The organism is Advenella mimigardefordensis DPN7 (genome assembly GCF_000521505.1).
Taxonomy (GTDB): domain Bacteria; phylum Pseudomonadota; class Gammaproteobacteria; order Burkholderiales; family Burkholderiaceae_B; genus Advenella; species Advenella mimigardefordensis.
Genome location: NZ_CP003915.1, coordinates 130,690 through 156,190, shown reverse-complemented (window position 1 = coordinate 156,190; position 25,501 = coordinate 130,690). Strand labels below are relative to the sequence as shown.

At 57.1% G+C, this 25,501-nt stretch carries 24 protein-coding genes; 9 read left to right on the top strand and 15 right to left on the bottom strand.

Translation table 11 applies throughout. The features are described 5' to 3' along the window. Positions 1–107: 107 nt before the first annotated feature. Both nadC and MIM_RS00715 read right to left on the bottom strand, forming a co-directional pair. On the bottom strand, positions 108–965 hold the full coding sequence (gene nadC / locus MIM_RS00720; protein ID WP_025370837.1) for a carboxylating nicotinate-nucleotide diphosphorylase: 858 nt from the start codon (positions 963–965) through the stop codon (positions 108–110). 98 nt (positions 966–1,063) lie between these two features. Continuing rightward, entirely contained in the window at positions 1,064–2,005 is a 942-nt protein-coding gene (locus MIM_RS00715; RefSeq protein WP_025370836.1) for an NUDIX hydrolase, read from the bottom strand. Between the two features lie 239 nt (positions 2,006–2,244). On the opposite strand from MIM_RS00715, the gene nadA reads away from it, so the two are divergent. Beyond that, complete coding sequence (gene nadA, locus MIM_RS00710) at positions 2,245–3,336, top strand: quinolinate synthase NadA (RefSeq protein ID WP_144084716.1); 1,092 nt, start codon at positions 2,245–2,247, stop codon at positions 3,334–3,336. Beyond that, complete coding sequence (gene nadB / locus MIM_RS00705) at positions 3,336–5,006, top strand: L-aspartate oxidase (protein WP_222836909.1); 1,671 nt, start codon at positions 3,336–3,338, stop codon at positions 5,004–5,006. The genes nadA and nadB overlap by 1 nt, the downstream gene beginning before the upstream one ends. Before the next feature lie 41 nt (positions 5,007–5,047). On the opposite strand, the gene MIM_RS00700 is transcribed toward nadB, so the two are convergent. Beyond that, on the bottom strand, positions 5,048–5,707 hold the full coding sequence (locus MIM_RS00700; RefSeq protein WP_025370833.1) for an NAD(P)-binding oxidoreductase: 660 nt from the start codon (positions 5,705–5,707) through the stop codon (positions 5,048–5,050). A 110-nt stretch (positions 5,708–5,817) separates the two neighbouring features. On the opposite strand from MIM_RS00700, the gene MIM_RS00695 reads away from it, so the two are divergent. Further along, complete coding sequence (locus MIM_RS00695; RefSeq protein ID WP_025370832.1) at positions 5,818–6,252, top strand: YybH family protein; 435 nt, start codon at positions 5,818–5,820, stop codon at positions 6,250–6,252. Positions 6,253–6,361: 109 nt separating this feature from the next. Here MIM_RS00695 and MIM_RS00690 read toward each other — a convergent pair whose 3' ends face one another. Continuing rightward, on the bottom strand, positions 6,362–7,060 hold the full coding sequence (locus MIM_RS00690; RefSeq protein WP_025370831.1) for a GntR family transcriptional regulator: 699 nt from the start codon (positions 7,058–7,060) through the stop codon (positions 6,362–6,364). A gap of 149 nt (positions 7,061–7,209) precedes the next feature. Here MIM_RS00690 and MIM_RS00685 point away from each other — a divergent pair, with 149 nt between their 5' ends. The 3 genes from MIM_RS00685 to MIM_RS00675 all read left to right on the top strand — a co-directional run bounded on the left by MIM_RS00685 (position 7,210) and on the right by MIM_RS00675 (position 9,916). Continuing rightward, on the top strand, positions 7,210–8,481 hold the full coding sequence (locus tag MIM_RS00685; RefSeq protein WP_025370830.1) for a C4-dicarboxylate transporter DctA: 1,272 nt from the start codon (positions 7,210–7,212) through the stop codon (positions 8,479–8,481). Positions 8,482–8,495: 14 nt separating this feature from the next. Continuing rightward, positions 8,496–8,999: an ureidoglycolate lyase gene (locus tag MIM_RS00680; protein WP_025370829.1), complete on the top strand. Its 504-nt coding sequence runs from the start codon at positions 8,496–8,498 to the stop codon at positions 8,997–8,999. An 80-nt stretch (positions 9,000–9,079) separates the two neighbouring features. Beyond that, a complete protein-coding gene (locus tag MIM_RS00675; RefSeq protein ID WP_025370828.1) occupies positions 9,080–9,916 on the top strand; it encodes a bifunctional allantoicase/(S)-ureidoglycine aminohydrolase in 837 nt (278 codons plus the stop codon). A 112-nt stretch (positions 9,917–10,028) separates the two neighbouring features. Here the strand turns inward: MIM_RS00675 and MIM_RS00670 are convergent, their stop codons facing one another. Both MIM_RS00670 and MIM_RS00665 read right to left on the bottom strand, forming a co-directional pair. Then, the gene (locus MIM_RS00670; protein WP_025370827.1) at positions 10,029–10,988 is read right to left on the bottom strand and encodes a 3-hydroxyacyl-CoA dehydrogenase family protein; all 960 of its coding nucleotides are present in this window, start codon (positions 10,986–10,988) and stop codon (positions 10,029–10,031) included. Positions 10,989–11,084: 96 nt separating this feature from the next. Continuing rightward, the gene (locus MIM_RS00665; RefSeq protein ID WP_025370826.1) at positions 11,085–12,011 is read right to left on the bottom strand and encodes a LysR family transcriptional regulator; all 927 of its coding nucleotides are present in this window, start codon (positions 12,009–12,011) and stop codon (positions 11,085–11,087) included. A gap of 141 nt (positions 12,012–12,152) precedes the next feature. Here MIM_RS00665 and MIM_RS00660 point away from each other — a divergent pair, with 141 nt between their 5' ends. Then, positions 12,153–12,557: a RidA family protein gene (locus tag MIM_RS00660; RefSeq protein WP_025370825.1), complete on the top strand. Its 405-nt coding sequence runs from the start codon at positions 12,153–12,155 to the stop codon at positions 12,555–12,557. Between the two features lie 112 nt (positions 12,558–12,669). Here the strand turns inward: MIM_RS00660 and MIM_RS00655 are convergent, their stop codons facing one another. Then, complete coding sequence (locus tag MIM_RS00655; protein WP_025370824.1) at positions 12,670–14,127, bottom strand: YdgA family protein; 1,458 nt, start codon at positions 14,125–14,127, stop codon at positions 12,670–12,672. Positions 14,128–14,430: 303 nt separating this feature from the next. On the opposite strand from MIM_RS00655, the gene MIM_RS00650 reads away from it, so the two are divergent. Continuing rightward, positions 14,431–15,477 (top strand): MBL fold metallo-hydrolase, encoded by a 1,047-nt coding sequence (locus tag MIM_RS00650; protein ID WP_025370823.1) that lies wholly within the window; start codon positions 14,431–14,433, stop codon positions 15,475–15,477. A 234-nt stretch (positions 15,478–15,711) separates the two neighbouring features. Then, positions 15,712–16,632, top strand: coding sequence for an SDR family NAD(P)-dependent oxidoreductase (locus tag MIM_RS00640; RefSeq protein WP_025370821.1), 921 nt, complete (start codon positions 15,712–15,714; stop codon positions 16,630–16,632). A gap of 99 nt (positions 16,633–16,731) precedes the next feature. Here the strand turns inward: MIM_RS00640 and MIM_RS00635 are convergent, their stop codons facing one another. The 8 genes from MIM_RS00635 to MIM_RS21925 all read right to left on the bottom strand — a co-directional run bounded on the left by MIM_RS00635 (position 16,732) and on the right by MIM_RS21925 (position 25,491). Continuing rightward, complete coding sequence (locus MIM_RS00635) at positions 16,732–18,396, bottom strand: glycerol-3-phosphate dehydrogenase/oxidase (RefSeq protein ID WP_025370820.1); 1,665 nt, start codon at positions 18,394–18,396, stop codon at positions 16,732–16,734. A gap of 261 nt (positions 18,397–18,657) precedes the next feature. Further along, positions 18,658–19,365 (bottom strand): ABC transporter ATP-binding protein, encoded by a 708-nt coding sequence (locus tag MIM_RS00630; RefSeq protein WP_245592798.1) that lies wholly within the window; start codon positions 19,363–19,365, stop codon positions 18,658–18,660. Then, positions 19,355–20,086 (bottom strand): ABC transporter ATP-binding protein, encoded by a 732-nt coding sequence (locus MIM_RS00625; protein WP_042069792.1) that lies wholly within the window; start codon positions 20,084–20,086, stop codon positions 19,355–19,357. Before MIM_RS00625 ends, MIM_RS00630 begins: the two co-directional genes overlap by 11 nt. Next, positions 20,083–21,066, bottom strand: a complete 984-nt coding sequence (locus MIM_RS00620) for a branched-chain amino acid ABC transporter permease (RefSeq protein ID WP_025370817.1) — start codon at positions 21,064–21,066, stop codon at positions 20,083–20,085. The genes MIM_RS00625 and MIM_RS00620 overlap by 4 nt, the downstream gene beginning before the upstream one ends. Further along, positions 21,063–21,941: a branched-chain amino acid ABC transporter permease gene (locus MIM_RS00615; protein WP_025370816.1), complete on the bottom strand. Its 879-nt coding sequence runs from the start codon at positions 21,939–21,941 to the stop codon at positions 21,063–21,065. The genes MIM_RS00620 and MIM_RS00615 overlap by 4 nt, the downstream gene beginning before the upstream one ends. An 84-nt stretch (positions 21,942–22,025) precedes the next feature. Beyond that, positions 22,026–23,276, bottom strand: a complete 1,251-nt coding sequence (locus MIM_RS00610) for an ABC transporter substrate-binding protein (protein WP_025370815.1) — start codon at positions 23,274–23,276, stop codon at positions 22,026–22,028. Positions 23,277–23,319: 43 nt separating this feature from the next. Then, positions 23,320–24,549 (bottom strand): serine hydrolase domain-containing protein, encoded by a 1,230-nt coding sequence (locus tag MIM_RS00605; protein ID WP_025370814.1) that lies wholly within the window; start codon positions 24,547–24,549, stop codon positions 23,320–23,322. Between the two features lie 9 nt (positions 24,550–24,558). Continuing rightward, entirely contained in the window at positions 24,559–25,491 is a 933-nt protein-coding gene (locus tag MIM_RS21925; RefSeq protein ID WP_025370813.1) for a phytanoyl-CoA dioxygenase family protein, read from the bottom strand. Positions 25,492–25,501: the final 10 nt, after the last annotated feature.

Below are 25,501 nucleotides of genomic sequence, written 5' to 3'. Positions count from 1 at the left end.
TCGACGTTAAAACAATCTGATGCATTTTAAAGGAATCCCTGGTGTTTCCATGGGTGCTGCCCCATAGGACTGTCCATAGTATTTATGACGTTTGCAATGACCCAAATTCACGCCTGAAAATCAAGACCAATATCCAGCGCCTTGCTGCTGTGCGTGAGATAGCCGATAGCGATATAGTCAACACCGGTCTGCGCAACGGCCTGTACGGTTTCGGGTGTAATGCCGCCGGACGCTTCGGTCTGGGCCTTGCCCTTGCACATCGCCACGGCCTGGCTCAGGGTATCGCAATCCATATTGTCCAGTAACACCAGACGAACGCCTTCTTCCAGGGCGATCGCAAGCTGTTCCAGAGTATCCACCTCCAGTTCCACAGGTGTTAAATGCCCTGCATGGGCATGAGCCTGGCGAATGGCAGTACGCAGATCGCCGGCCAGTGCAATGTGATTGTCTTTGATCAGCATGGCGTCATCCAGTGCCATCCGGTGGTTCCACCCGCCACCAACACGAACGGCGTATTTCTGCAGCACCCGCAGGCCGGGAATGGTCTTGCGGGTGCAGGTAATGCGTGCATTCGTACCGGCAACCCGTGTCACAAAGTCTGCTGTCTGCGTGGCAATACCGCTAAGGTGAGTCAGGAAATTGAGCGCCGTACGCTCGGCGGCCAGCATGGACCGGATGTCTCCGGAAACCGTTGCCAGTAATTGGCCTGCCTCAACATGCGCGCCATCCTCACAGACAATTTTCACTTCGATGGCCGGATCAATTTGTGCGAAGGCCAGCCGGGCCAGCGCCATTCCGGCAATCACGCCCGGGTGGCGCGCGACCACGTGCAGACGCCCCTGCTTGCCCGCCGGGATGGTGGCCTGTGAGGTAATATCGCCTTTTCGTCCCATATCTTCTGCCAGCGCCGCCTGCACAAAGGGCAATAAAACAACATCGGGTAATTCATGAAGGGCGGGATTCATAAGCGTACAGGTCCTGTAAGGTCGCCTCATAGAGGCTGTTATATACTCAAATTGAGTATATAACAGCTATAAAAAACCGACAATCACTTATTAAAAGTTTATTTACTGACAGGCAGTTTGCTGCCGGACAGCAAGCTTTCCAGCAGCACCGTGTCTTTGAACCGATATAGCTGCGCCGGGCGCCCCCGCTCCTGAACCGTACTTTGTCCGGTCGGCTCGAGCAGCTCCTGATGCTGCATCAGGCGGCGGAAATTCTGCTTGTGCAGCTCAACACCGGCCAGGCTCTCGATACTTTTCTGCAATTGCAGCAGCGTAAATTCGGTGGGCATCAATTCGGAGATAACCGGGCGATACCGGATTTTTGCGCGCAGCCTGGACATGGCCATGGCCAGCACCCGTCTGTGATTGTGCTGCATCGGTTTACCCGTCATGGCTTCAGGGATAGACCCATCAAACAGGGGCGATTCCGGAATAAGGCCGACCTCATAGAGCAATTCATAACGATACAGGGTGTTGTCTTCAATCCAGGCATGCTCACCCTGGCCCCAGCACAGATCCACGCGCCGCTGCCGGCTCTGGCGCACCGCGTCGTCACCGGCAAAGGCGACCCATTTTCTAAGATGCGGGTAAAAAACACGGGCGATCCATTCCGGCCTGCCGTCGCGATGGTCTTCCCAGGGGAAGTATCGATACCAGTCCTGCCAGCTGGCATTGGCTTCCAGCAGGCGCTCATCAGCTTCCTTGACCAGTCCCAGGTAGCTGACATACAGAACCGGCTGCCCCGAAGCGCGGGTACGCTGCGTATCCACAAAGGTATAGAGCTGCTCTACATAGCCCATCGGCTGCCTGGTCTGGTTTTTAACCCATTGCCGCACGCCAGCCTGCAGGGAGCTATGCACGGGCGACAACGGCCCATACGGCAGGATATTGCCGTTTTCCACAGTCAGTACCCGCGCGTTCAGATTGGTAATAGCGATCAAAACCGCGACAACCTCGGTAGCGCCTTCTGCACTGTTCGACACGGGAACATCTGAAACCATACCTGACCATATCCATCAACAATGTATGGATTCTATCAGAACAGGCCAAATGGCATTTGCACCACAACGCGGCAGACCCCTGAAATAAAAAAAGCACTTTACTATTTATACTCAATTAGAGTATAAATAACTTTCGAACATAGCCGGACTACAGAATGATGACAACGACCTCCTCCGCTGTACGCAAGACGTTTGATATTGATTTTCCAGCGCTGGCGCTGCCCTCCTCCGGTGCCCGCATGGGATTGTCCTGTGACGTAAAACAGGCCTGGGCCAAGGTACCCGAGCCGCTTGGCCAGCAGGACCGGGACGCCTGTCGACAATTGATTGTCGATCTGCTGGAACAACAACAGGCCGCATTGGTCGCGCATTACTACGTCGATGCAGAATTGCAGGATCTGGCACTACAGACCGGCGGTTGCGTGGGCGACTCGCTGGAAATGGCCCGCTTCGGCAGCGATCACCCGGCCACGACACTGGTTGTCGCCGGCGTTCGCTTCATGGGTGAAACGGCCAAGATCCTCAGCCCTGAAAAGCGGGTATTCATGCCCGACCTGGATGCCAATTGCTCGCTGGATCTGGGCTGCCCGCCAGATGCTTTCGCGGCGTTCTGCGATGCCAACCCGGAGCGAACCGTGGTGGTGTATGCCAATACCAGCGCACAAGTCAAGGCCAGAGCCGATTGGGTGGTGACCTCTTCCATTGCCCTGGAAATCGTAACGTATCTGCATCAAAGGGGTGAAAAACTTCTGTGGGGCCCCGATCGCCATCTGGGTCAGTATATCCAGCAGCAAACCGGTGCAGACATGCTGCTGTGGCAGGGTTCATGCCTGGTGCACAATGAATTCAAGGCCGAGGAGCTGGCCGATCTGAAAAAAGCCAACCCGCAAGCGCGCGTGCTGGTGCATCCGGAATCGCCCGCTGCGGTAGTCGCTCTGGCAGATGTGGTGGGTTCCACCAGCAAACTGATCCAGGCCGTTACCGAGTTGCCCGCCACAAGCTTTATCGTGGCCACCGATCAGGGCATTGTGCATGAAATGCAAAAACAGGCGCCCAACAAGACGTTCATTGCCGCCCCCACGGCAGGCGAAAGCGCCACCTGCAAAAGCTGCGCCTTTTGCCCGTGGATGGCCATGAACGGGCTGGCCGGTGTAGCCAACTGCCTGCAAACACATAGCGGCGAAATCATGCTTGATACGGCGTTGGGATCGCGCGCGCTCAAACCCATCAAACGCATGCTGGATTTTGCTGCGGCCTATAAGAAAAACATCCGGGCCAGCGGCGACCTGAGTCGCGATGTGCATTTATTCTCTCAAATAGGCCCTGCATAATGAAGACCCAAATGCATGATTATGATGTAGTGATTGTCGGAGGCGGACTGGCCGGCCTGTCTGTGGCGCTGAGCCTGCCCGGCCATATGCGCATTGCCGTTGTTAGCAAATTGTCGCTGGAGATCACCGCCAGCAGCAAGGCCCAGGGCGGAATCGCCGCGGTGCTGGATACCGATGATCATACCGATAACCACGTTCGTGATACGCTGGTTGCCGGCGCCGGATTGTGTGATATGACAAGTGTCAGCCACATTGTGCAGGCTGCGCCAGCAGCAATTGACTGGCTAAGAGACCATGGCGTTCAGTTTACCCTGGCCGGGCCGGATCGATTACACCTGACACGCGAAGCCGGACACAGTCACCGGCGCATTGTTCATGCCGCTGACAGCACCGGCGCAGCAATCACATCCGCATTACAGGCACAACTACGACAAAGACCCAACATAGACGTGTTTGAACACACCCTGTGTATCGATGCAATAACCAGGAACGAAGGGTCTACCCACGAACATCCAGAACGCCCCGCCTGCCAGGGTATCCACGCCCTGGATACGAGCTCAGGTAAAGCTTTCGTATTGACGGCTCGCAGTACTGTTCTGGCGACAGGTGGCCTGGGGCAGCTGTTTCCCTATACCACCAACCCGCCCACCGCCACGGGTGATGGCCAGGCCATTGCCTGGCGAGCAGGTTGCCGGATTGCCAATCTGGAGTTCGTACAGTTTCACCCAACCGCGCTGGCATTGCCGAACGCGCCTGCCTTTTTGATCTCGGAAGCAGTCAGGGGCGAAGGCGGTGTGCTGAAGAACGCAGACCAGCACCGCTTCATGCCTGATTACGATTCACGTGCCGAACTGGCGCCGCGCGATATTGTGGCGCGCGCCATTCACACTGAAATAAGCAAACAGCACGGGCAGCCTGTATGGCTGGACATTTCCCATCGGCCGGCAGACTTTATCCTTGAGCATTTCCCCACGATTTATCACACTTGTATGAGTCTGGGGCTGGATATCACCCGTGATGCCATTCCGGTTGCGCCTGCGGCCCATTATTCCTGCGGTGGCGTCGTTACCGACCTGAGCGGACGCACCAATGTAGACCGCCTGTACGCCGTCGGCGAAGTGGCCGATACCGGTCTGCATGGCGCGAATCGCCTTGCCAGCAATTCATTGCTTGAATGCATTGTGATCGGGCGCAATTGTGCGCAAGCCATTGTTGAGCGATGCGAACAGGCGGGTGCGACGGAACCGGTCACCGATACAGCGCCGCTTGTGAGCAACCATCAGCAAATGACCAGGGGCGCCCCCGATATGCCTGAAGAGGCTGCATTGCCAGATCCCGCAGCCATCCGGCAACTCATGGGAAAACAGATGGGCATTATGCGAACAACACTTGGTATTAACCAGGCAATTGAGCAGTTAGCACACTGGCGCGGACAATGGGCGCAAGCGCCGCAACTTGCCTGGACACCGATGCTTGTGGATGTGCGCAATCGTCTGGATTGTGCCTGGCTGATTGCCGCATGTGCGGCCCAGCGCAAGGAAAGCCGCGGCCTTCACGCGCTGGCCGATATGCCCAGGATGCTGACGGAAACCGGCCCCAGCGTGATCGATAGCACGCTGCCTCCGGTGACGCCGCCAACACCCGCGCCGGCAGACGTTGCGCTCGGCTGAGACGGGCGTCGCGCCCGGCACTGCTTCAATCCTTGCTCCAATCAGCTGTGCGCCAGTCGCTGCACGACCTGCGCCACTGGCGTGTCACCCTCGGTAAGCTCAATAATGATCCGGTTGACCTCGGGGTTCTCAATGATTTCCAGCAGGGTAGCCGCTACATCTTCCCGCGGTACGCCACCGTAGGGAATGGCCAGACCCGCACGTACGTTGCCGGTGCCGGGCGTATCCAGCAATGTGCCGGGTCGCAGAATAACCCAATCCAGATCCGTTTCGGCCAGATGCACGTCGGCGCGTTTTTTCACGGCCATGTAATTTTCGAACGTGTCGGATACGACCTTGCCACGACCGGCTTCAGGGAAGGCTGACACCAGGATAAAGCGCCGGATACCGGCAGTCCTCGCCGCAGCAACCGCCAGTTCCAGCCCATCGCCATCAATGGCATTTGTCATCTGGGCGCCGCCCTTTCCGCCGGCGCCTGCCGAAAACACCACCACATCGCTGCCTGTCATGAGCTGAGCCAGCCCGGCAATATCCAATTGGAGCAGGTCTCCGGATACGGGCACGGCACCCAGGGCTTTGAGTTCATCAGCCTGCCGGGCGTCCCGATGCAGCGAGCGCGCAGTGTGTCCGCGTGTACTCAGCTGACGTGCAAGATGACGGGCCACTTTCCCGGAACCACCCACAATAAATACATTTGACATATTCTCTCCTGGTGTCTGCTGCGCCCGGGCATTGCCACAATACCCGCAAGCCTGCAGACGCATTACTGCTAAACTGATAGGGACGTTTTCTGACCCGCAAGAGACCCATCATGAACCCTATGCATCAGCCACAAGACGTGCCCGGCGCTTTTCAGGCGGCATGGAACGATCACGATATGCCCGCACTCGGCGCGTTATTCCATGAGGATGCCACGTTCGTCAACCGTTTTGGGCATTACGTACGTGGTATTGAAGAAATTGTCGGGCTGCATGCGCCCATTCACGCCACCATCTATAGTGACTCGACACTCTCAAACGAATTGATCGATATGGTAGCAATCAACAGTGACGCCGCAATCGTGCACTTCTGGAGCCGCCTTGCGGCTGGGGCGGCACATCCGGCAGGCCCCCACGCGGTCGATACGCTGATCCTGGCTGTGCTCACTCGCGAGGGCGATGCCTGGCGGATCAAGGCGCTGGAGAACGTCACCTTGACCAATCCCCGCACGGGAGAAAACGTGCTCAGAGATACGCCGGCTGTCTGAAGGCACGAGCGCAAGCGACCGCGGCATCATATCGGCGCAGACCGTCGCAGCACCTCCAACCGCAAGCAAGCCGGTCTTATTCGCCGGTTATTTATTGCTTATCTGACGGCTATCTGCCCGTCTTGAACAACTGACCATCGTTATCCACAATACCCCACCAGCGCAGGGTCTTTTGCAGATGGCTTCTGACCGCCTGCACAGCCAGTTCCGGTGCGCCGGCCTGAATGTGATCGATAATCTGCAAATGTTCGGTCATGGCTGGGATAATTCGTTCCGGCAATGGTCGACGCGAGTGTTGCATGACACTCAGACGATAACGATTTTCCTCATAGACCGCGAGAGCAACCGGGTTATTCAATGCCCCGGTCAGCCAGGCATGCAGAGACCAGTCGACCTCCATGGCTTTCAACTGTAATTCGGCGGAGATGGCGCCTTCTGATGCTTGCTCAAGCACGAGCTCATGTTCCTGACGCAAGTGTGCCAGCTCACGATCCGGCGCCTGCTGCGCCAATAGACGGGCACCTTCCTGGTCGAACAGATAACGCAGGTGAAAGCCGGCATGCAGCGCCGCTGCGGTAGCCTCAAGAACCAATACGCCCCGTTTGGGCAGAATCGATACCAGCCCGGCGGCGGCCGCTCGCTTTACGGCTTCCCGCACGGGCGCCAGGGGCAGGCCGGTGGCCTCCACCAATTCTGATATTGAAATCATTTGGCCCGAACGAATTTGGCCGCAAGCGAGCAATTCCCGAAAGGCTTCAAAAGCCTGTTCAGCCAAAGACTGGTCAGAAGAACGTATGGGAGTTCGCATGGTAAGAGGGACTTTTTAGGGTTTTCACGAATATCGCATTTTAAGTGGTTCTAATTATAGTTGAAATGTTATCTGACATTTCAGATAGCATTTCACAAATCACCAACAGGCTGGCGCACTCAACGGCGCTCCCCGGGAGTGGATCTAACATGCGTATTCTTTGTCGAAGTCTTTTTTGCCAGGTGGTGGTGGCGTTGATTCTGGGCGCGATTATCGGCGTATTCTGGCCGCATTTTGGCGAGCAGCTCAAACCGCTGGGTGACGGCTTTATCAAGCTGATCAAAATGATTATTGCGCCGTTGGTCTTTTGCGTTGTGGTGCACGGTATCTGTGGCAGCAGCGATCTGAAAAAAGTCGGCCGGGTAGGCGCCAAGGCGTTGTTGTATTTTGAGATCGTCACCACCTTTGCCCTGGCACTGGGCATTGGTCTGGCCTATTTGTTCGCGCCCGGTCACGGCATGAACGTGGACACCTCTTCACTGGATGCCAGTGCGCTGGCACCCTATGCGACCCAGGCTGAACATGCGACCGATACGATCAGCTTCCTGATGCGGATCATCCCCAAAACCTTCACCGACGCCTTTGCCTCTGGCGATATCCTGCAAGTGCTGCTCATTGCCATTCTGTTCGGCGCGGCAATCGCTGTGATGGGGGAACGCGGGCGGCCGGTTGCGGCGCTGGTGAGCCAGTTATCCCATGTGTTTTTCAAGATCATCGGCTTTATCGTGCGCCTGGCGCCGCTGGGTGTGCTGGGTGCAGTCGCGTTTACTGTCGGCAAATATGGCGTTGGCACGCTGGGCCAGTTAAGCATGCTGGTAGTCCTGTTCTATGTGACCTGCGCGATCTTCGTCGTCGTGATTCTGGGCCTGATTCTGCGACTTGCCGGGTTCAATATCTTCAAACTGCTTGCCTATTTGCGCGAAGAATTACTGGTGGTGCTGGGTACCGCATCGTCAGACGCCGTGTTACCTCAGGTCATGCATAAACTGGAGCGCATGGGGGTAAAAAGCACGACTGTCGGGTTGGTGATCCCTACCGGCTACTCGTTCAATCTCGACGGGTTTTCCATTTACCTGACCCTGGCAGCGGTTTTCATCGCCCAGGCGACCAATACGGCCTTGTCATTGACTGATTTGATTACCATCCTGGCCATTTCCATGCTGACCTCCAAAGGCGCTCACGGCGTGCCTGGCTCGGCCATCGTGATTCTTGCAGCCACCCTGAGCGCCGTTCCGGCCATTCCCGCCATCGGTCTGGTATTGGTGTTGTCGGTAGACTGGTTCATGGGCATCGCCCGCGCCCTGACCAACCTGATCGGCAACTGTGTAGGTACGATCGTTATCGGCGCCTGGGAAGGCGATATTGACCGACAACAGGCGCATAATACGCTCAATGGCCCGACCGGAACCAACAAGGATTAAAGGTAACAACCAGCATGACACTCAGAAGTTTGACGATAGCGCCGCTGACGCGCGACGCCTTCGCCCCCTTTGGCCAGGTGATCGAGGCCAGCGATGCGGCGCAGCACTTTACCATCAACGATGGCAATACAGAGCGTTATCACGATCTGGCCCATATCGAGCCGGGGCCGCAGGGCAAAACCATCGTGTCGATTTTCCGTGGCCTGCCACGCAACCTGCCCTTTGAGATCAGCATGATGGAGCGCCATCCGCTGGCCAGCCAGGCCTTTATGCCACTGTCTTCGCGTCCCTATCTGGTGGTGGTTGCCGCAGCCGGTGAAGCGCCGACGGTGGAACAATTGCATGTGTTCCTATGCCAGGGCCGGCAAGGCGTGAACTATGCGGCAGGTGTCTGGCATCACCCGCTGCTGGCCCTGGAGGCAACGTCGGATTTCCTGGTCATCGATCGCAGTGGTCCAGGACACAATTGTGATATTGCCACACTCACGCCGGGTGGCCTGATCGGCCCGTTACCCTGACAGCGCTGATGACGCTGGTAGCGGCACTCACCTGGCCGGCCCATTCTGCTTTAACCTGACAAAATACGAGGATTTTTACTATGTCAAAGACCCCCTACTACGCCCCTCATGGCGGTCATCCGGCCCAGACCGAACTGCTGACCGACAGAGCCATGTTCACCGAAGCCTATGCCGTCATTCCCAAGGGCGTCATGCGCGATATCGTCACCAGCTGTCTGCCGTTTTGGGAAAAAACCCGGCTATGGGTGCTGGCCCGACCGCTTTCAGGTTTTGCAGAAACCTTCTCCCAATATATTGTCGAAGTTGCGCCCGGTGGCGGCAGCAGCCATCCCGAACAGGATCCGCAGGCAGAGGGCGTGCTCTTCGTGGTAGAAGGACAGCTCTCGCTCACGCTGGCCGGCACCGAATATACACTGACACCAGGCGGCTACGCTTTCATTCCGCCGGCCTCGGAGTGGACAGTGGACAATAACAGCGATACGCACGCGCGCTTCCACTGGATCCGCAAGCGCTATCAGGCGGTTGAGGGTATCGCCTACCCCGCTGCCTTCGTCACCAATGAACAACAGGTCGCTCCCGTCGCCATGCCGGACACCGATGGACGCTGGGCCACCACACGCTTCGTGGACCCCACCGACATGGGCCATGATATGCATGTCAATATCGTGACCTTTCTGCCCGGCGGCGTGATTCCGTTTGCAGAAACGCATGTCATGGAACATGGCTTGTATGTGCTTGAGGGCAAGGCCGTTTACCGCCTGAATCAGGATTGGGTCGAAGTTGAAGCGGGCGACTTCATGTGGCTGCGCGCCTTCTGCCCTCAGGCCTGCTATGCGGGTGGGCCCGACAAATTCCGTTATCTCCTGTACAAGGATGTCAATCGGCATATGAGTCTGACACTGGGTGCGCCGCGCTAAATGCCGACGCAGCGCCGGGCCGTACCCTGAATACCGAATCGGTCATGCAAGGGTATGGGACGGACCGCAAGGGCATGCGCAGTTGCCCATGCCACAAAAGGGCGTTAACCGATTATGGCTGGATCTCAGGCAGATCTGCGGCCAGAATATTTAACCCGCTACGCAGCGCCTGATCATAGCGTGCCCGCTCGGCTGCGATCTGCTCTGGCGACCAGTCGTAAAAGCCCTGACCCGTCTTCATGCCCAATTGTCCGTTGCCAGGCTTATCGGCCAGCACCGGTGGCGGTTCGCTGACGTTGGACAGTGAAGGATAAATGGTGGCCGCCGCCGCTGCGTGCACATCCAGGCCGGCATGTTCCTTTTGCATGATCGGGCCGGCCGCAATGTAGCGAAAGCCAAAACCGAAGCGCACCGCATTGTCGATGTCCTCCGGTGTGACGATGCCTTCCTGAATCATCGAAAAAGCTTCACGACCCAGAGCATGCTGAAGCCGGTTGGCGACAAAACCGGGCACGTCCTTGCGTACCATGATGGGCACTGATCCGCAGCGTCGCATAAGCGTGGCAAGACTGTCGGCGATCTGCGGATCGGTGTCAGGCCCAAGAACGACTTCCACCAGCGGCACGATATGCGCCGGCATGAAAAAATGCAGGCCAATCATCCTTTCCTGCCTCGGGAGGCCCTCGGCAATCTGACTGATAGGAAAGCTTGAACTATTGCTGGCCAGCACCGTGTCGGGCCGGGCAAGCTCCGATAGCGACTTGAAAAGATCACGTTTGTAATCGAGTTTTTCGGGAATGCATTCGACGACTAGCTGGATTTTCTGCCAATCCACTGCCTCCAGCGTCGCGACGATGGTAAGCAGTTCCAGATTATCTGCGCAGTTGATGCGTTCCAGGTTAGCGGCAATACGTGCTCTGATATCCTGATGTGCCTCTTCACGGTTCTCGATAAGGTGCACCGGACAGCGCGCACGCAGCAGCACGACTGCAACGTCGGCCCCCATCGTGCCGCCGCCTACCACCGCTGCCGGCGTTGATGATGGAGCGCCGAGAATAATGCCGTTTGTCATGAGATTTCCCTGTTAACCCAAAACAAACATCATAATCGGTCGCCAGGATGGTATCAAGATAGGCTGCGCGTGCGTCTGCAGAGCAGAAGACCAGGCCTATTCAATTCTGCGCCGCGCGACAGGCGCATGTTCCTTCATGAGCTCAACAACCCATTCAATAAACACACGCAACTTGGCACTCACATGCCGATTAGGTGGATAGGCAATATACATGGGCATCGGCTCCAGCGTCCATTCCGGCAACAAGGGAATCAACCTGCCCGTTGCCACATATTCCCGCGACATGTAATCAGGCAACCAAAGCACGCCCAGGCCGGCCAGACCGGCAGCCAGGTACGCGTTGCCATCATCAACCGAAAGGATGTATCTGCCCTGTATGGTGACGCTTTCATCGCGATAACGCATGACCGGTGACAGCGCCTTGCCGCTACGCGCCCACAGAAACGCCACCACGTGATGAGCAGGCGTGTTCAGCTCCTGCGGATGCTGCGGCACACCGGCACGCGCCAGATAATCCGGCGTAGCATAAATACCAAGCTGCAGGTCTCCTATACGCCTGGCCATCAGGGACAGATCGGTCAGTTCACCACCACGCACCACACAATCGACGTTGTTATCGATCAGATCCACCACGCGATCACTCACACCCATATCCAGCTGAATATCCGGATACCGGGCATGAAACGCGGGCAGTGCCGGTACCAGCACCATGCGCGCAAACGGGCTGGGGACATCCACACGCAGTCGCCCCCGCGGCAATGCAGCCGCGCTGGACAGGCTGGTTTCAGCATCGTCCATGTCGGCCAGCAAGCGGATTACCCGTTCGTAATAAGCCGCGCCATCGGCCGTTACGTTGACCTTGCGGGTGGTCCGGTTAAGCAATCGGACCCGCAGGCGTGCCTCCAGCTGCTGTACCAATTGCGTCACGGTGGTTCTGCTCATATGCAGCGTCTCTGCGGCTTTGGTAAAACTGCCGGTTTCTACTACCCGGGCAAATGCCCACATCGCATCGAATCGGTCCATAGATATTCTCGGTGAAAGGATTGTTTGTATTTTACAAACAGTGATGGACAGTATTGCCTGTTTATCCGTGATGACTCGGAATCATAGAATTTCATTATTACTGGTATCGAGTCCACCGGACTCATTTAATGGAGATAGACGATGACACAACGCGATGTCGTTTTCCCGCCTGGGCGTCAGGCACTGTATGACAGGAATCACTATTCGCCAGCGATTCGTTCCAACGGCTTTTTGTTCGTGTCCGGCCAGGTCGGCAGTCGGGAAGACGGTTCGCCCGAGCCGGATCTGGAGGCACAGGTGCGGCGCGCATTTGACAATCTGAACAGCATTCTTAAAGCAGCAGGCAGCCGCTTCGACGATGTGATTGACGTGACGGTTTTCATGGTCGATCCGCAATCAACATTCGAAACCATCTGGAAGGTGGTACCCGAGTATTGGGGCCAGGCCCCTTATCCCACGTTGACCGCCGTGGGCGTCACCTGGCTTTATGGTTTTGACTTCGAGATCAAGGTGATCGCAAGACAGACAGAGCAGGCAAACCAATAAGCCAAACAATGGTTCATGGTCTGACGACTGCCTGCAATCCGGGTCCCGTAACAGATAAGGGGACCCGGGAGCCATGGGTCGGGCCGGGGCCACCCCGGCACCATCCGCCTGATTAGTGAGGCGCGCCGGACGCTGCGGAGCCCACTTTACCCGCCAGTTCCTGCACACTCATTTTCTCGCCATTCACCGTGATTTGCTCTTCCGGCTTGGAAGCTGAATCATATTCGATATTGCTGTTTATTACGCCATTCTCTACTTTGCCAAGGCCCGACCCCTGTGCCATAAATCCTGCCATAGTAGCAAGTTCATCACCCTGCTTATCGGCAGTCGCCTTGTCTGCACCACCGCTGACCTGAGTCACGGCTGACACGACATCACGAACCAGAGCGGTATCGGCTTTCAGGCCAAACGCCACTTTTTTCAGCGACTCGGTCAGGAACTGGTTGTCTTCTACCGTTTGTCCCTCAGGCTGGCTGGCACCATCGAAATGAGCGGAAGCCTCCAGCGAACCTTCTGCGCTTGCGGTCTTCCACGTGAAAGGCGACACGCGTACCTGCAGCTTCTGACGCACAAGGTCAGAGAACAGCTCTGCATACAGCTTTTCAATTTGCTCGCCGTTCTGCTGCGCATTATCTGGCGTGATATTGAGTGTGCTGGTCTTTTCCTTGAATTTCTCAATTACCTGACGATCCAGATGGTCAAATGCAAGATTCAGCTGGATGGCGCCAAAGTCCACGTTATTTACCAGCAACTTGCCAAGATCGTAGCCTACGTGAATATTCAGGAAATTATCCACTTCCTCGGTTTTGGCATCGACTTTGAAATTGCTGATTGACACGGGTTTATCTTTTGCTGGCTTGATATCAAACTGGCTGATGGTCATTTGGCCCGGACCCACATACAGGCCGGAAGCCGTTTTGCTGGAGCTGGCCTGCCCCGTTATTTTGTTCAGAGAAAAAACAACGTTGTTGGCCAGATCGAACTGGATTGCCCCGGGCACATCGAACGTCATGTCGAACTTGCTCAGATCCTTATCTGTACTTGCGGTAAACGTCATGGGCTCAGACTTGAAAGAGCCCTTTGAAAATTTTGCGTCCAGCGCTGCCAGCGTCGCGACCGAATCCACATTACCTGAAAAATCGATGCGATCATTTTGTACGTACGGCTCTTTGCCGCCTGCTGCGTCATACAGTGGCTTGGTCTTGTCATCGTTAACCAGCGTCGTCACAGCGGTTGCATAGCCGGTGATGAACTCGCCACGCAGCAATGCGCTAAGCACGATTGGTCCATGGTTGATGTGACTTTTGAGCAGCACTTCACTCGGAACTTTAGGCACTTCCGGAAAATGCAGCTTAACTTTATATACCGCATCAGAAGAAAATACACCCTTGTCATAACTGACCGCTTCCATACTGAAGCGTCCTTCGCCTTCCTTTTTCAGATAGTCGTTGGTTTTCACCAGATAGTCGTCAAGCCGCTCCTGTATTTGTGAACCCAGATACCAGCTTGATCCGGTCCAGACTGCGCCGGCAGCTATTACAACACCGGCTACGATTGCTGCTTTACTCATCGATTTCATCCCTATGATTCTGAACTGCGAATAGTTAAAAATTTCGGCACAATTATAGCGGCGAAATCAGCGTCAGCAACCAGTCAGACCGCCACCTTGACGTTATTTTTATCAATGATAAACGGCGGCGACTGGGCGTTGCAAGTGGTCGTGATCAACAACGATTCACCGGGTCTGGCACTACGAAATTCGAGGCAATTTCGCGCCAGTTGGTGATCTGACTATAATGGACAGGCGCCGCAGGCCTGCAGCGCAGGCTCGTTACCTTAATCACAACAACAGTCAGAACACAAGGAGACACACATGCGGCTTTTCAGTTCATGGATCAGCAGCAGCGGCAGCACCAGCGATAGTGCAGTTACATCGCCTGGCAGACGTTACTTTCTGGCGGCCGGCTGTGCCTGCTGCGCAACCTATGCATTTGGCATATCGCCAGCAGCGGCCCAGTCGCCAGAGGTACAGCGTCATCTGGCAGCTGCGCGTACCGCAGCAGGCAGCGATCTCAAACAGTTACTGAAGCTGGGAGATGTTGCATTGCCGGCCAGCGCCACGAAAGGACCATCAATCGAAGAGCTGATGGCGCAGCCTGCGCCGCCGCCCGGCCAGGCTTTCGATAACCTGTATTTCGTTGGGGGGAAATGGGTCAGTGCATGGGCCATTACCACTTCCGACGGTATTATCCTGATCGACGCAATGAACAATGCAGAAGATGCCGAAAAGGTAATCGTTGCAGGTATGCACAAGCTGGGTCTGGATCCTGCGCAAATCAAGATGGTCGTTATCACACACGGCCATGGCGACCACTACGGCGGCGCCAACTATCTGGTGGAGCATTTTCATCCGAAGATCATTGCCAGCGAAGCCGACTGGACCATGATGGAAACCAAGCTGGAGTTTGAAGTGCCCAGTTGGGGCCGTCCGCCCAAACGTGATGTGGTAGTAGAAGACGGCGCCACGCTGACGCTGGGCGACACCACCGTTGATATCGTGATGACGCCAGGGCATACCATGGGCACCATCTCGGTGGCATTTGACGTCAAAAGCGGCAGCGAAACGCATCGCGCTTTCCTTTGGGGTGGCACATCATTCAATTTCGGCAAGCAGCCAAACCGCATGGAACGCCTGCAGGCCTACATTGACGCGACCGCCCGGGTTCGGGATATGGCAGGCGAACAGAACATTGACGTCTTTCTGTCCAACCACAGCGGCATGGACCTGGCCGATGTCAAGCTGGCGCAGATGAAAAAGGGTGGGCCCAATCCGTTCGTGATGGGTTCAGATACCACGCAACGCGCGCTGACGGTGATGCATGAGTGTGCGCTGGCTACCAAGGCGGCGTGGAGCGCATGAAGAATGAACGGCGATGGCGTTGTCTGGCGCCATCGTCTGTCTGAATATTTCGTTCATCATGACGAGCCCGCGGTTGACGATGCCCCCGCACTGGGCCAGAATACCCATTCGATACTGGCGCTGGCGGGGTCAGCGAGGACACCATCACGCAACCGGAACACGCCGGCATCATTCGGACATACGCCGACATGGCAGCATCCATGCCCCTGATCATTTGTATAACACGGAGACTGAATGACACCCCTTCTACACAACCGCATTGCTATCGTGACCGGCGCCGGGCGCGGTCTTGGCCGCTCTCACGCGCTCGAACTGGCCCGTCATGGCGCCCGTGTACTGGTCAATGATATAGGTGCCGATCAACCTGGCTCGCACGCCCAGGACGTCGTCCAGGCCATTACATCGGCCGGCGGTCACGCCATCGCCCATGGCGCCGATGTTACGGATCCGGCTCAGGTCCAGGCGATGGTCGAACAGGTAGTGGCGCAGTGGGGCCGTGTCGATATTCTGGTGAACAATGCAGGTATCCTGCGTGACAAAAGTTTTGCCAAAATGACCCTGGAAGATTTCCGGCTGGTGATGGAAGTGCATGTGATGGGTTCGGTACACTGCACCCATGCTGTGTGGAACAGGATGCGCGATCAACATTACGGCCGCATCGTGATGACAACCTCCTCTTCCGGGCTCTACGGTAATTTCGGACAGGCCAACTACGGCGCGGCCAAGATGGCGCTGGTCGGCCTGATGCAGACACTGGCACAGGAAGGCGAACGCTATGGCGTGCATGTGAACTGCCTGGCGCCGACGGCAGCCACCGCCATGACAGAAGGGCTGCTGGAGCAGGAGACCCTGGACATGCTGTCGCCCGCGTCGGTCAGCCCCGCCCTGGTTGCCCTGGTCGCAGACAATGCACCCAACCGTACCATTCTGATGGCAGGCGCCGGCAGCGTTGAACAGGCGAACATCACGATGACAAATGGCATATATCTGCCTGAAGACGAGCGCTCTGCCAACGTGTTGCTGGATCGGCTTGAAGCCATTTCCGATCGTCAGAACGAAATGGTACCTGCTACCGGATTCGACCAGTTACGCCATGAGGTCGCCAAGGCGCAGGCATACCGTCAGACACGCGGACCGGATACGCGCACCGCATAGTTTGACGCGGCCATAGACAAAAGCATGGCGCGACTTGCACAGCGCCTGGCTGCAGCCTGCGCCAAAACCGGCGCAGTATCACGCTATGGCTCCATCAGTTCACGATTGTCCATGGGTGGCTTTTTGCGCCTGCGCCGACAAGACGGGTCCGTCAACGCAATCCAGCGTCTGTCCCGTGTACTGTTGTGCCAGTGTAAGGAACGCGGGCAATCCCACATCATTGCGCTGCAGTTCATCCTGCAAGATAGATGCCACCTGCGGCGCAACAGCGGCAGCCTGACGGGCGTCAAGAAACAGCAAGCGCGAACGCCGCGCCAATATATCCTCTACAGTAATGGCATATTCGTGGGCAACAGCAAAGCGCACCATGGCCTCGCTCAGGCCGTCGGTCAGCCAGTGGTCGGCGCCGGGCAGCGCGCTAACGACAGCGGCTTCGCTGCCGTAGGAATGCAGGCCTTGCGGCATATGCATATTGTGTTGCGTGATCCCGTCCTGCGGTGCGCCAACCAGCGGCAGATTAACCGTGACGCCGTCCGCCCGGGCGGGCAGCGCGCCCGCTGCAAAGCATGCTTGCAGCACATCCTCGGCCATGGCGCGATAGGTCGTCCATTTGCCACCCGTGACCGTCACCATACCAGATGCGCTGGTGAGCACCGTATGCTCACGGCTGATCCCCTTGGTGTTCTCGCCATCATCGTCCTGGGGCCGGACCAGCGGACGCAGACCGACCCACATGCTGCGCACGTCAGCCATGGTGGGCCGCCGGCTCAGGTAATGCCCCGCCTCGCCCAGGATGAAATCCAGCTCCGCCTGGAACGGTGTCGGCTCACGGGCCAGGTCGTGACGGGGCGTGTCCGTTGTGCCAAGAATCACTTTGCCCAGCCAGGGTACAGCGAACAGCACCCTGCCGTCGGCCGTCTTGGGCACCAGCAACGCATGATCACCCGGCAGAAACGCCCGGTCAACCACCACATGCACCCCCTGGCTCGGGGCCACGATGGGGCGAGTAGTCCGACCTGCCTGAGCGCCGTCCATCTCTCGCAACGCATCAACCCATGGCCCGCCAGCATTGACCACGCAACGCGCACGTACCTCATAATTGCGACCCGAGTCACCATCTTCGCAGATCAGTCCTGCTACGCGTCCCTTGTCATGAATCAGTTTTGTTACCGCGCAGTAGTTCAGGAGCAGTGCTCCGTGCCGGGCAGCCGTGCGTGCCAGCGCCAGCGCCAGCCGGGCATCGTCAAACTGTCCGTCCCAGTATTTGACGCCCCCTTTCAGCCCCTGCGACCGCACCGTAGGCAATAGTGCCTGAGTCTGTCGGGTGTTCAAAAACTGAGTATGTCCCAGCCCCGCCTTGCCCGCCAGCGCGTCATAGACCTTCAGGCCAATGCCGTAGAACGGCGTATCCAGCAGTTTGTACGAAGGCATCACGAAAGCCAGGGGCTGCGCGATATGCGGTGCATTATGCAGCAGCGTGGCCCGTTCGTGCAGCGCGTCCCGTACCAGAGAGATATTGCCCTGCGCCAAATAACGTACGCCACCATGCACAAGCTTGGTCGCCCGTGACGAGGTGCCCTTGGCAAAGTCATGCGACTCCAGCAGCACCACCGAAAAACCACGCACAGCCGCATCCAGCGCCACACCCAGGCCGGTCGCACCGCCGCCGATAACCGCCAGGTCGTAGGTTTTGGGTTCGGCCAGACGGGCCAGCAATTGGGCACGTCCGGTTATTAACGGTAAAGTACTTGAATCAACTGTCATATAGCATCAATAGCCAGGTTATTGGGTAAGTATGCAGGGTGCAGGACAGGCCACGCACATGCATGCGGCATGCGGCATGAAGAATGCCGCATGCCTGAAGTTAAACGATCGGCGTGTAAACACTCAACCGATTTGTCAGCCTTTGTCGCCTCCCCTGCGCTCTTTTTGTGTTTCGCACATCCATTATTATTCGCGGCGCCAATACTTCACATCAGCGCCGCGACGTGCGAATCGTTTTTTATAGTGAACAACAGTGGCCGCTCAGATCCCCATATAGGCCTGCCGCAGGCGCTCGTTACTGAGTAGTTCCTGCCCTGTACCGGCCAGGACAATTTCGCCATGCTCCATGACATAGCCGCGGCCCGACATACTGAGCGATCGATGCACATCCTGTTCCACCAGCAGAATGGTGACGCCACGCGCCTGGATCAAGGGGAGTTTCTCAAAAATATCCTTGACCATGATGGGCGCCAGCCCGATAGAAGGCTCGTCCAGCAACAACAGTTTGGGCGATGTCATCAACGCCCGGCCAATGGCCAGCATCTGCTGCTCCCCGCCACTGAACGAGCGCGCCAGTTGACGGCGGCGCTCCTTCAGGCGCGGGAACATGCTGTAGATCCAGTCGAGATTCTGGCGTTGCTGCGCTTTATCGTTCAGAATATCGCCACCCACCAGCAGATTGTCCTCTACTTCCATATGACCGAACAGGCGGCGCCCTTCCATCACCTGGGCAATACCGGCCCGCGCAATCAGGTGCGGCGCCAGGCCGTCGATGCGCTTACCATCGAATTGAATCTGCCCCTTTGTGACTGGCAAGGTGCCCATGATGGCGCGGATCAGCGTCGTCTTGCCTGCACCATTGGCACCTACAATACTGACGATTTCGCCTGCGTCCACATTGATAGTGATGCCGCTGAGCACCTGCACATCACCATAACCCGAACTCACGTCCTTCACTTCAAGCAACATGCTCGCCTCCCAGGTAGGCTGAGATCACTTGCGGATCGTTGGCGACCTCAACCGGTGTACCTTCTGCAATTTTTTTACCGTATTGAATCACCACGATCTTGTTCGATAAGCTCATCACCGCCTTCATATTGTGCTCAATGACCAGAATACTCACGCCTGACGCACGCAGGCTTTGAATCAGTTCCAGCATTTCGGCCGTTTCAACGCTGGTCAGACCTGCCATCACCTCGTCGAGCAACAGCAGTTTAGGATGCGTGGCCAGTGCCTTGGCCACTTCAAGCCGCTTGCGGCCCGAGAGCGTCAGCGTTTTTGCGACCTGCTCCTGGCGCGCGCCCAGCCCGACCTGCTGCAGCACCCGGGCTGCCACCTCCCGCGCCTCTTGTGGTTTGGCATGATGTAAAAAGGCCCCCACCATGGCGTTTTCGATCACGGTCATCTCGCCAAATGGCTTGACGATCTGGAATGTACGCACCAGGCCGGCACGGCAGATATGCGGCGGATCGAACCCATCCACACGCTTGCCCTGGAAACGGATCTGGCCGTCGGTTGGCTTCAGAAAGCCCGATGCCATGGAAAACAGGGTGGTTTTGCCGGCGCCGTTAGGGCCGATCAAGCCAACGATTTCGCCTTCGCTGACCGTAAAACTTACATTATCGATGGCACGCAGGCCGCCAAAGCTTTTGCCTACGCCATCAAATTCCAGCAACGTTGTGCTTGTCATTTCGTTACTCCCTGCCTGACCGGCCGCTTGAACCAGCGCTGAAAGATCGCGACCAGACCGCGTGGCTCATACCAGATCACCAGCATCAGCAGCAGACCATAGAGCATCATATCCGCCCCCAGCAGGCCGCCTGAGAAGGAACGGGCCAGTTCTTCACTGGGTAGCAGCAATAATGCGCCCAGGACCGGACCCCATAGCGTACCCCGACCGCCGATAATGCAGACCACCGCAATCACCACGCCCAGATTCGCGCCAAATACCTTGTCCGGACTGACGAACAGCACGAATTGGGCATAAAACGTACCACCGATAGCAGTCATTGCGGCGCTGATCATTGCGGCGTAAAGCTTATAGCGGGTGGTGGGCACGCCCAATGCCAGCGCGGCATCCTGGTCGTTACGCACGGCAGCCAGGTAATAACCGTAGCGGCTGCGCAGGATGCGCCAGTTAATCACCAAAGCCAGCACCACGAATACCAATGCGATCACATAGTAAAACTCTTTGCCGGTGGACTGAAACTGCCATGGCGCATCACGCAACAGCGTCACTTCCATGCCACGTGGCCCGCCGAGCAGATCATCGGCATTTTCCACCATCGTCTTGAGCACCATGGCCGACGCAATAGTGGCCAGCGCAAAGTAGGCGCCACGCAAATGCAGGCTCGACAGCCCCACAATCACCGCCGCAACAATGGCCAGCGCCGCGCCGATCCACATGCCGATCCACGGGCTGATACCCATATGAACAAAAAACCAGGTCGAGGCATACGCGCCAATCCCGAAGTACGCCGAGTGCCCCAGCGATAGCTGTCCGGCAATGCCGCCCAGTACATTCCAGGACAGTGCCAGATAGGCGTACAGCAGTGTCATCACCGCGATCGACAGCAAATACTGATTGCCGGTCAGCAACGGTGCGATCGCCAGCACGGCAATGAGTGCGCCCCACAGCAATGAATGTTTTGAACCTTGCGCTGCCATCATTCTTTCTCCACGCCAAACAGTCCGCTAGGACGGAAATACATCACGCCCAGGAACAACAGGAAAATCAGCGCTTCGGCATACGTGATCGGAATCAGCTGGCTGCCCACGGACTCAAGAATGCCCACAATGATTCCGCCCCAGAAAGCACCGGCGATTGAACCAATCCCACCCAGCACGACGATCACGAAGGCACGCATGCCAAAGATATCACCGACGAACGGGTTGACCGGATACATAGGCAACAGCAGCGCGCCGGCAATACCCAGCACACCAAGGCCAATGGCGAAGGACAATTGGTACACCCGTTTGCTATCGATGCCCAGCACGCTGGCGGCCTCGCGGTCCTGACCGGTTGCACGAATGGCGCGACCCAGCGCCGTATAGCGCATAAAGGCCACCAGTCCGACAGTAACGAGCGCAGCAAGGATAAAGCCGGCCACCTGTGGATAGGTAAAGATGAGGTCGCCCATGATGACCACTTCGTTGGCCCAGGGGCTATCGATCATCCGGCTATCGGGGCCCAGCAGGGCAAGCGCAAAATAATCCAGAAAAATCCACAAGCCGGTCGTGAAGATCAGCACGCCGATAGGCTCACGCGCAGATTCCTTGCGATAGATGCCGTCGATAAAAAAGCGCTGGCAGGCCCATCCCACGATAAACAGGACAACGGCGGCGATGGGTGCTGCTGCCAGCGGGTGCAGGCCGGCATAGGTGCAGCTGTAATAAGTCACATACATCGCAACCATCAGAAACGAGCCGTGGGCGAAATTGATGATCTTCATCACGCCAAATTGCAGGCTCAGCCCGAGTGCGATCAGACCATATACTGCTCCGGTGGCAATGCCACCGAGCAATGCTTGAAGATAAATGCTCAAAGCGAATCCTCATTGATTTAAAAAACGGACTGCCGGTGATATCTGATCAGACGGCAGTCGACAAAGCGATAATCCGTTTGCCAATCAGTAGTTGGCAGCAGGCCAGACCATTTTGTAGGTCTTGGAGGCCAGATTCTCCGGCCAGATGGTGCGGTATTCACCTTCAGGCGTGATCTGTTGCACCACGAATTTTTTCAGGGGATTCTGGCCTTTTTCATCGATCACGATGTCATAGCCCAGCAGTTTATTCAGATCTGTCCCTTTCATACTGGTGGTGGCCAGCGCATCGCGGATCGCCTGCGGATCGGCCTTGCCTGCGCGTTCCAGGGCATCTTTGATCACCCAGACCGCGCCATAGGCGCTCACAGACAATTCGTTGGGTTCCGCTTTATAAGTGCCGGTGAACTCATCCCAGAACTTTTTGGCAAACGGTGTCGTCACGGCAGTCTCATACCCTGCCCAGCCATTGGTGGTGAATACGCCATTGGCCGCACCCTTGCCCACCTGCGGCAGAAAGCCACTGTCGATCTGACCACCGGCGCTGCCGATGTATCCCATGGCCGACACCCGCATTTGGGCCAGCAGTTTATGCAACTGCACCGCATCGGCCGCATAGGACGTCACCGTGACAACATCAGGCTTGCGGCCCTTGATTTTCAGGACCAGCGGTCGCAAGTCGGGACTGTTGGGCGGGTACCCTTCGTCCAGTACGATATCCACGCCCTGTTCCTTGAACTTCTTGCGCAACGTATTGGCCATATCCTGGCCCCAATCGGTGTTTTCGTAGACCATCGCTACGGTTTTTGCCGGTTTGCCGGTCGCCTTGCTGGCGTACGCGACAAAATCAGCCATGCCCTCTGCATTGGCAGCGGCAGGCACTTGCGTAGGGCGGAAAACATACTTGTAACCGCGTTCGGTAATTTCACCTTTGCCAGCCAGGTCTACGACCCAGGGCACACTATACTTTTCTGCCACGGCAGTGGCCGGGAAGGTCGTGCCGCTCTGGAATGCACCGAGCAGGACAGGCACTTTTTCACGGGTAATCAACCGTTCTGTTTCAGTCAGCGCTACTTTCGGATCGCCCCGGGTGTCGGATTCCAGCAGCTTTAACTGGGCGCCGCCCAGCGATTGGATGCCGCCGCTTTCATTGATATGCTTGACCGCCAGGTGCGTCGCACGCGACATATCGCGCCCGATAGATGCAGCGGCGCTGCCCGACAGTGGAATCAGATAGCCGATCTTGACCGGATCTGCGGCATGCGCAGTGTTCAGGCCAAGCACGGCAAGTGCGCCGACAAGACAGGCGCGAACAACAACATTTTTACGGATGGTCATAAACCATGTCTCCTGCTGAATTTTGAAAAAGGTATGTGTACATTCATGGCTGATTCAATACGCCGTACAAGGCTTGTGTCAGCCGGTCCGCGCGCGTGTTAAGCAGCACGCCCGAACCCATGTGATTCATTGTGTAGCCAAAGCCGATGCGATGTTGCGGGCTGGCAAAGCCCAGCGATCCGCCTGCCCCTACGTGGCCGAAAGCATCACGCCCGAAACTGGCGCTGTCCAGCCCGCGGGCGCGGTTATCCATGCTGCGCATAAAGCCTGCGGCAAAGCGTGTCGGCACCAACAGACACAAGTCTTCGTTGGTCGCCGATGAAACCTCGGCGGCACGCTCAAGCGTTGTACGCCCGATCACACGCACGCCGTTGCGCTCGCCGCCCAGCGAGAGCGCGCTGTACATGCGCGCCAGGGACCGTGCATTGGTAATGCCGCCGGCTGCGCCAAGCTCGGCAGCGTGGCCCTGGCGTGAATTGAAGCCGCTGGGACGCCAGCCACCGGTGTTGCGAAAATACAGATTGCTAATACTGTCCGGCGCCGTTGCAATGGCATGTTCAAACGCATTGCGCGGCTGTTCTGCTGGCCGGGCCGGAACAATCGTGGCGACCCTGGATTCTTCGCTTTCGGGCAGACCGATCCAGAAATCCATTTCCAGTGGGGTTGCCACATGCGCCTGGAAGAATTGCCCAAGTGACTGCCCTGCGACGCGCCGCACCACTTCACCCACCAGCCAGCCGAAGGTCAGGCCATGGTAGCCCACGCTTGTTCCCGGTTTCCAGTACGGTGCCTCATTAGCAAGGCGCGTGATCATTTCAGTCCAGTCAAATGCCGCGCCATCGGGCAACATTGCTCGCAACGCCGGCACGCCTGCCGAATGATCCAGCAGCATACGGATCGTCACTTCACCCTTGCCCTGCGCCGCGAACGCAGGCCAGTAATGAGCGACGCGCTGGTCGATATTCAGCGCGCCGCTATCGGCCAGAATGTGCGCACACAGGGCGGTCGCCGCCTTGGTATTGGAGAAAACAACGCCAATCGTATCGTGCTGCCACGGGCGCTGCGCCGATAAGTCGGCAAAACCGCCCCAGACATCGATGACCGTTTCACCATTGCGCTCGACCGCAAGCGAAGCGCCATGCTCGACATCGTCGTCAAAATTGGCAACGAACGCATCCAGCACAGGTTCAAATGATGGCGCACAATAGCCATGAATCTGCCCGCCCGCCAGGTCGGGGCGTTTCAGATCGATATTGACGTTGTTTATCTGCATGGCAATGTCTTAACGAACCAGCGGGGCGCGCGCACCAAAACCCAGCAGGTATTTGGCACGCTCTGACAATGTGGGAATCACTTCTGCGGGCAGCGTGGAAGTAAAGTCCGAGAAGAAACGCAACCATGACACGTTGTAGTTACACAGAATAGCGCGGCGCTGGGCGTCGGTTTGATTCGAGCCCGAACGGTGCCAGGTGTTAGACAGCCAGATGGCCACGGAACCGGCAGGCGCTGTCAGCGTGACCTCGCCCTCCAGCGAATCGCTGCCCCACGGTGGCGACTTGCGTAGCTTATGGCTGCCTGGCATCACTCGGGTGGCGCCATTTTCGGCCGTAAAGTCATCCAGCATCCAGACGTTTTGCAAGGTCAGCGGAAACTCCGGCAGCGGCTCTGCGATCTGGCCTAGCGGCGCATCCACGTGCCACGCACCGCCCCCTGTTTGCGGGCCGATGCTGGTGGATTGAAAATCGTGCAGATTGCAATCTTCGCCCATCATATGCTGCACCATCGGCAACACCACCGGATGCTCAATCAGCGGAATAAGCTCCGGCTCTTTATTGAGCAGGTTCCAGACGCGCTGCGACTTATCGTTATCAAACAGCGTAGGCAGATGCAGGAAGTTTTTAGAAACCTTATTGATGGGCATCGGCCAGCGTGCGCCCGCGTTATCACGGCGATACTGATGGATCCGCGCTACCATGCGCTCGGCTTCGGCGTCGCTGACGGTATAATGCTCCTTGTAGTATGCGCGAATATCGTCATCATCTTCATGCTTCTCGTCGTCCAGCGGCAGCGGATTGGCCAGCTCGTGCGCCATGCGCCGGGCAACAACCTCGCGAATGCGCGTCAACTGCTCCTGGTCAAGCACATTCTCAATCACTGCGTAGCCGTCTTCGGCCAGTTGGTGCTTGAGCTTGTCCATATCAATACTCTTCAGCATCTGTCTTCCT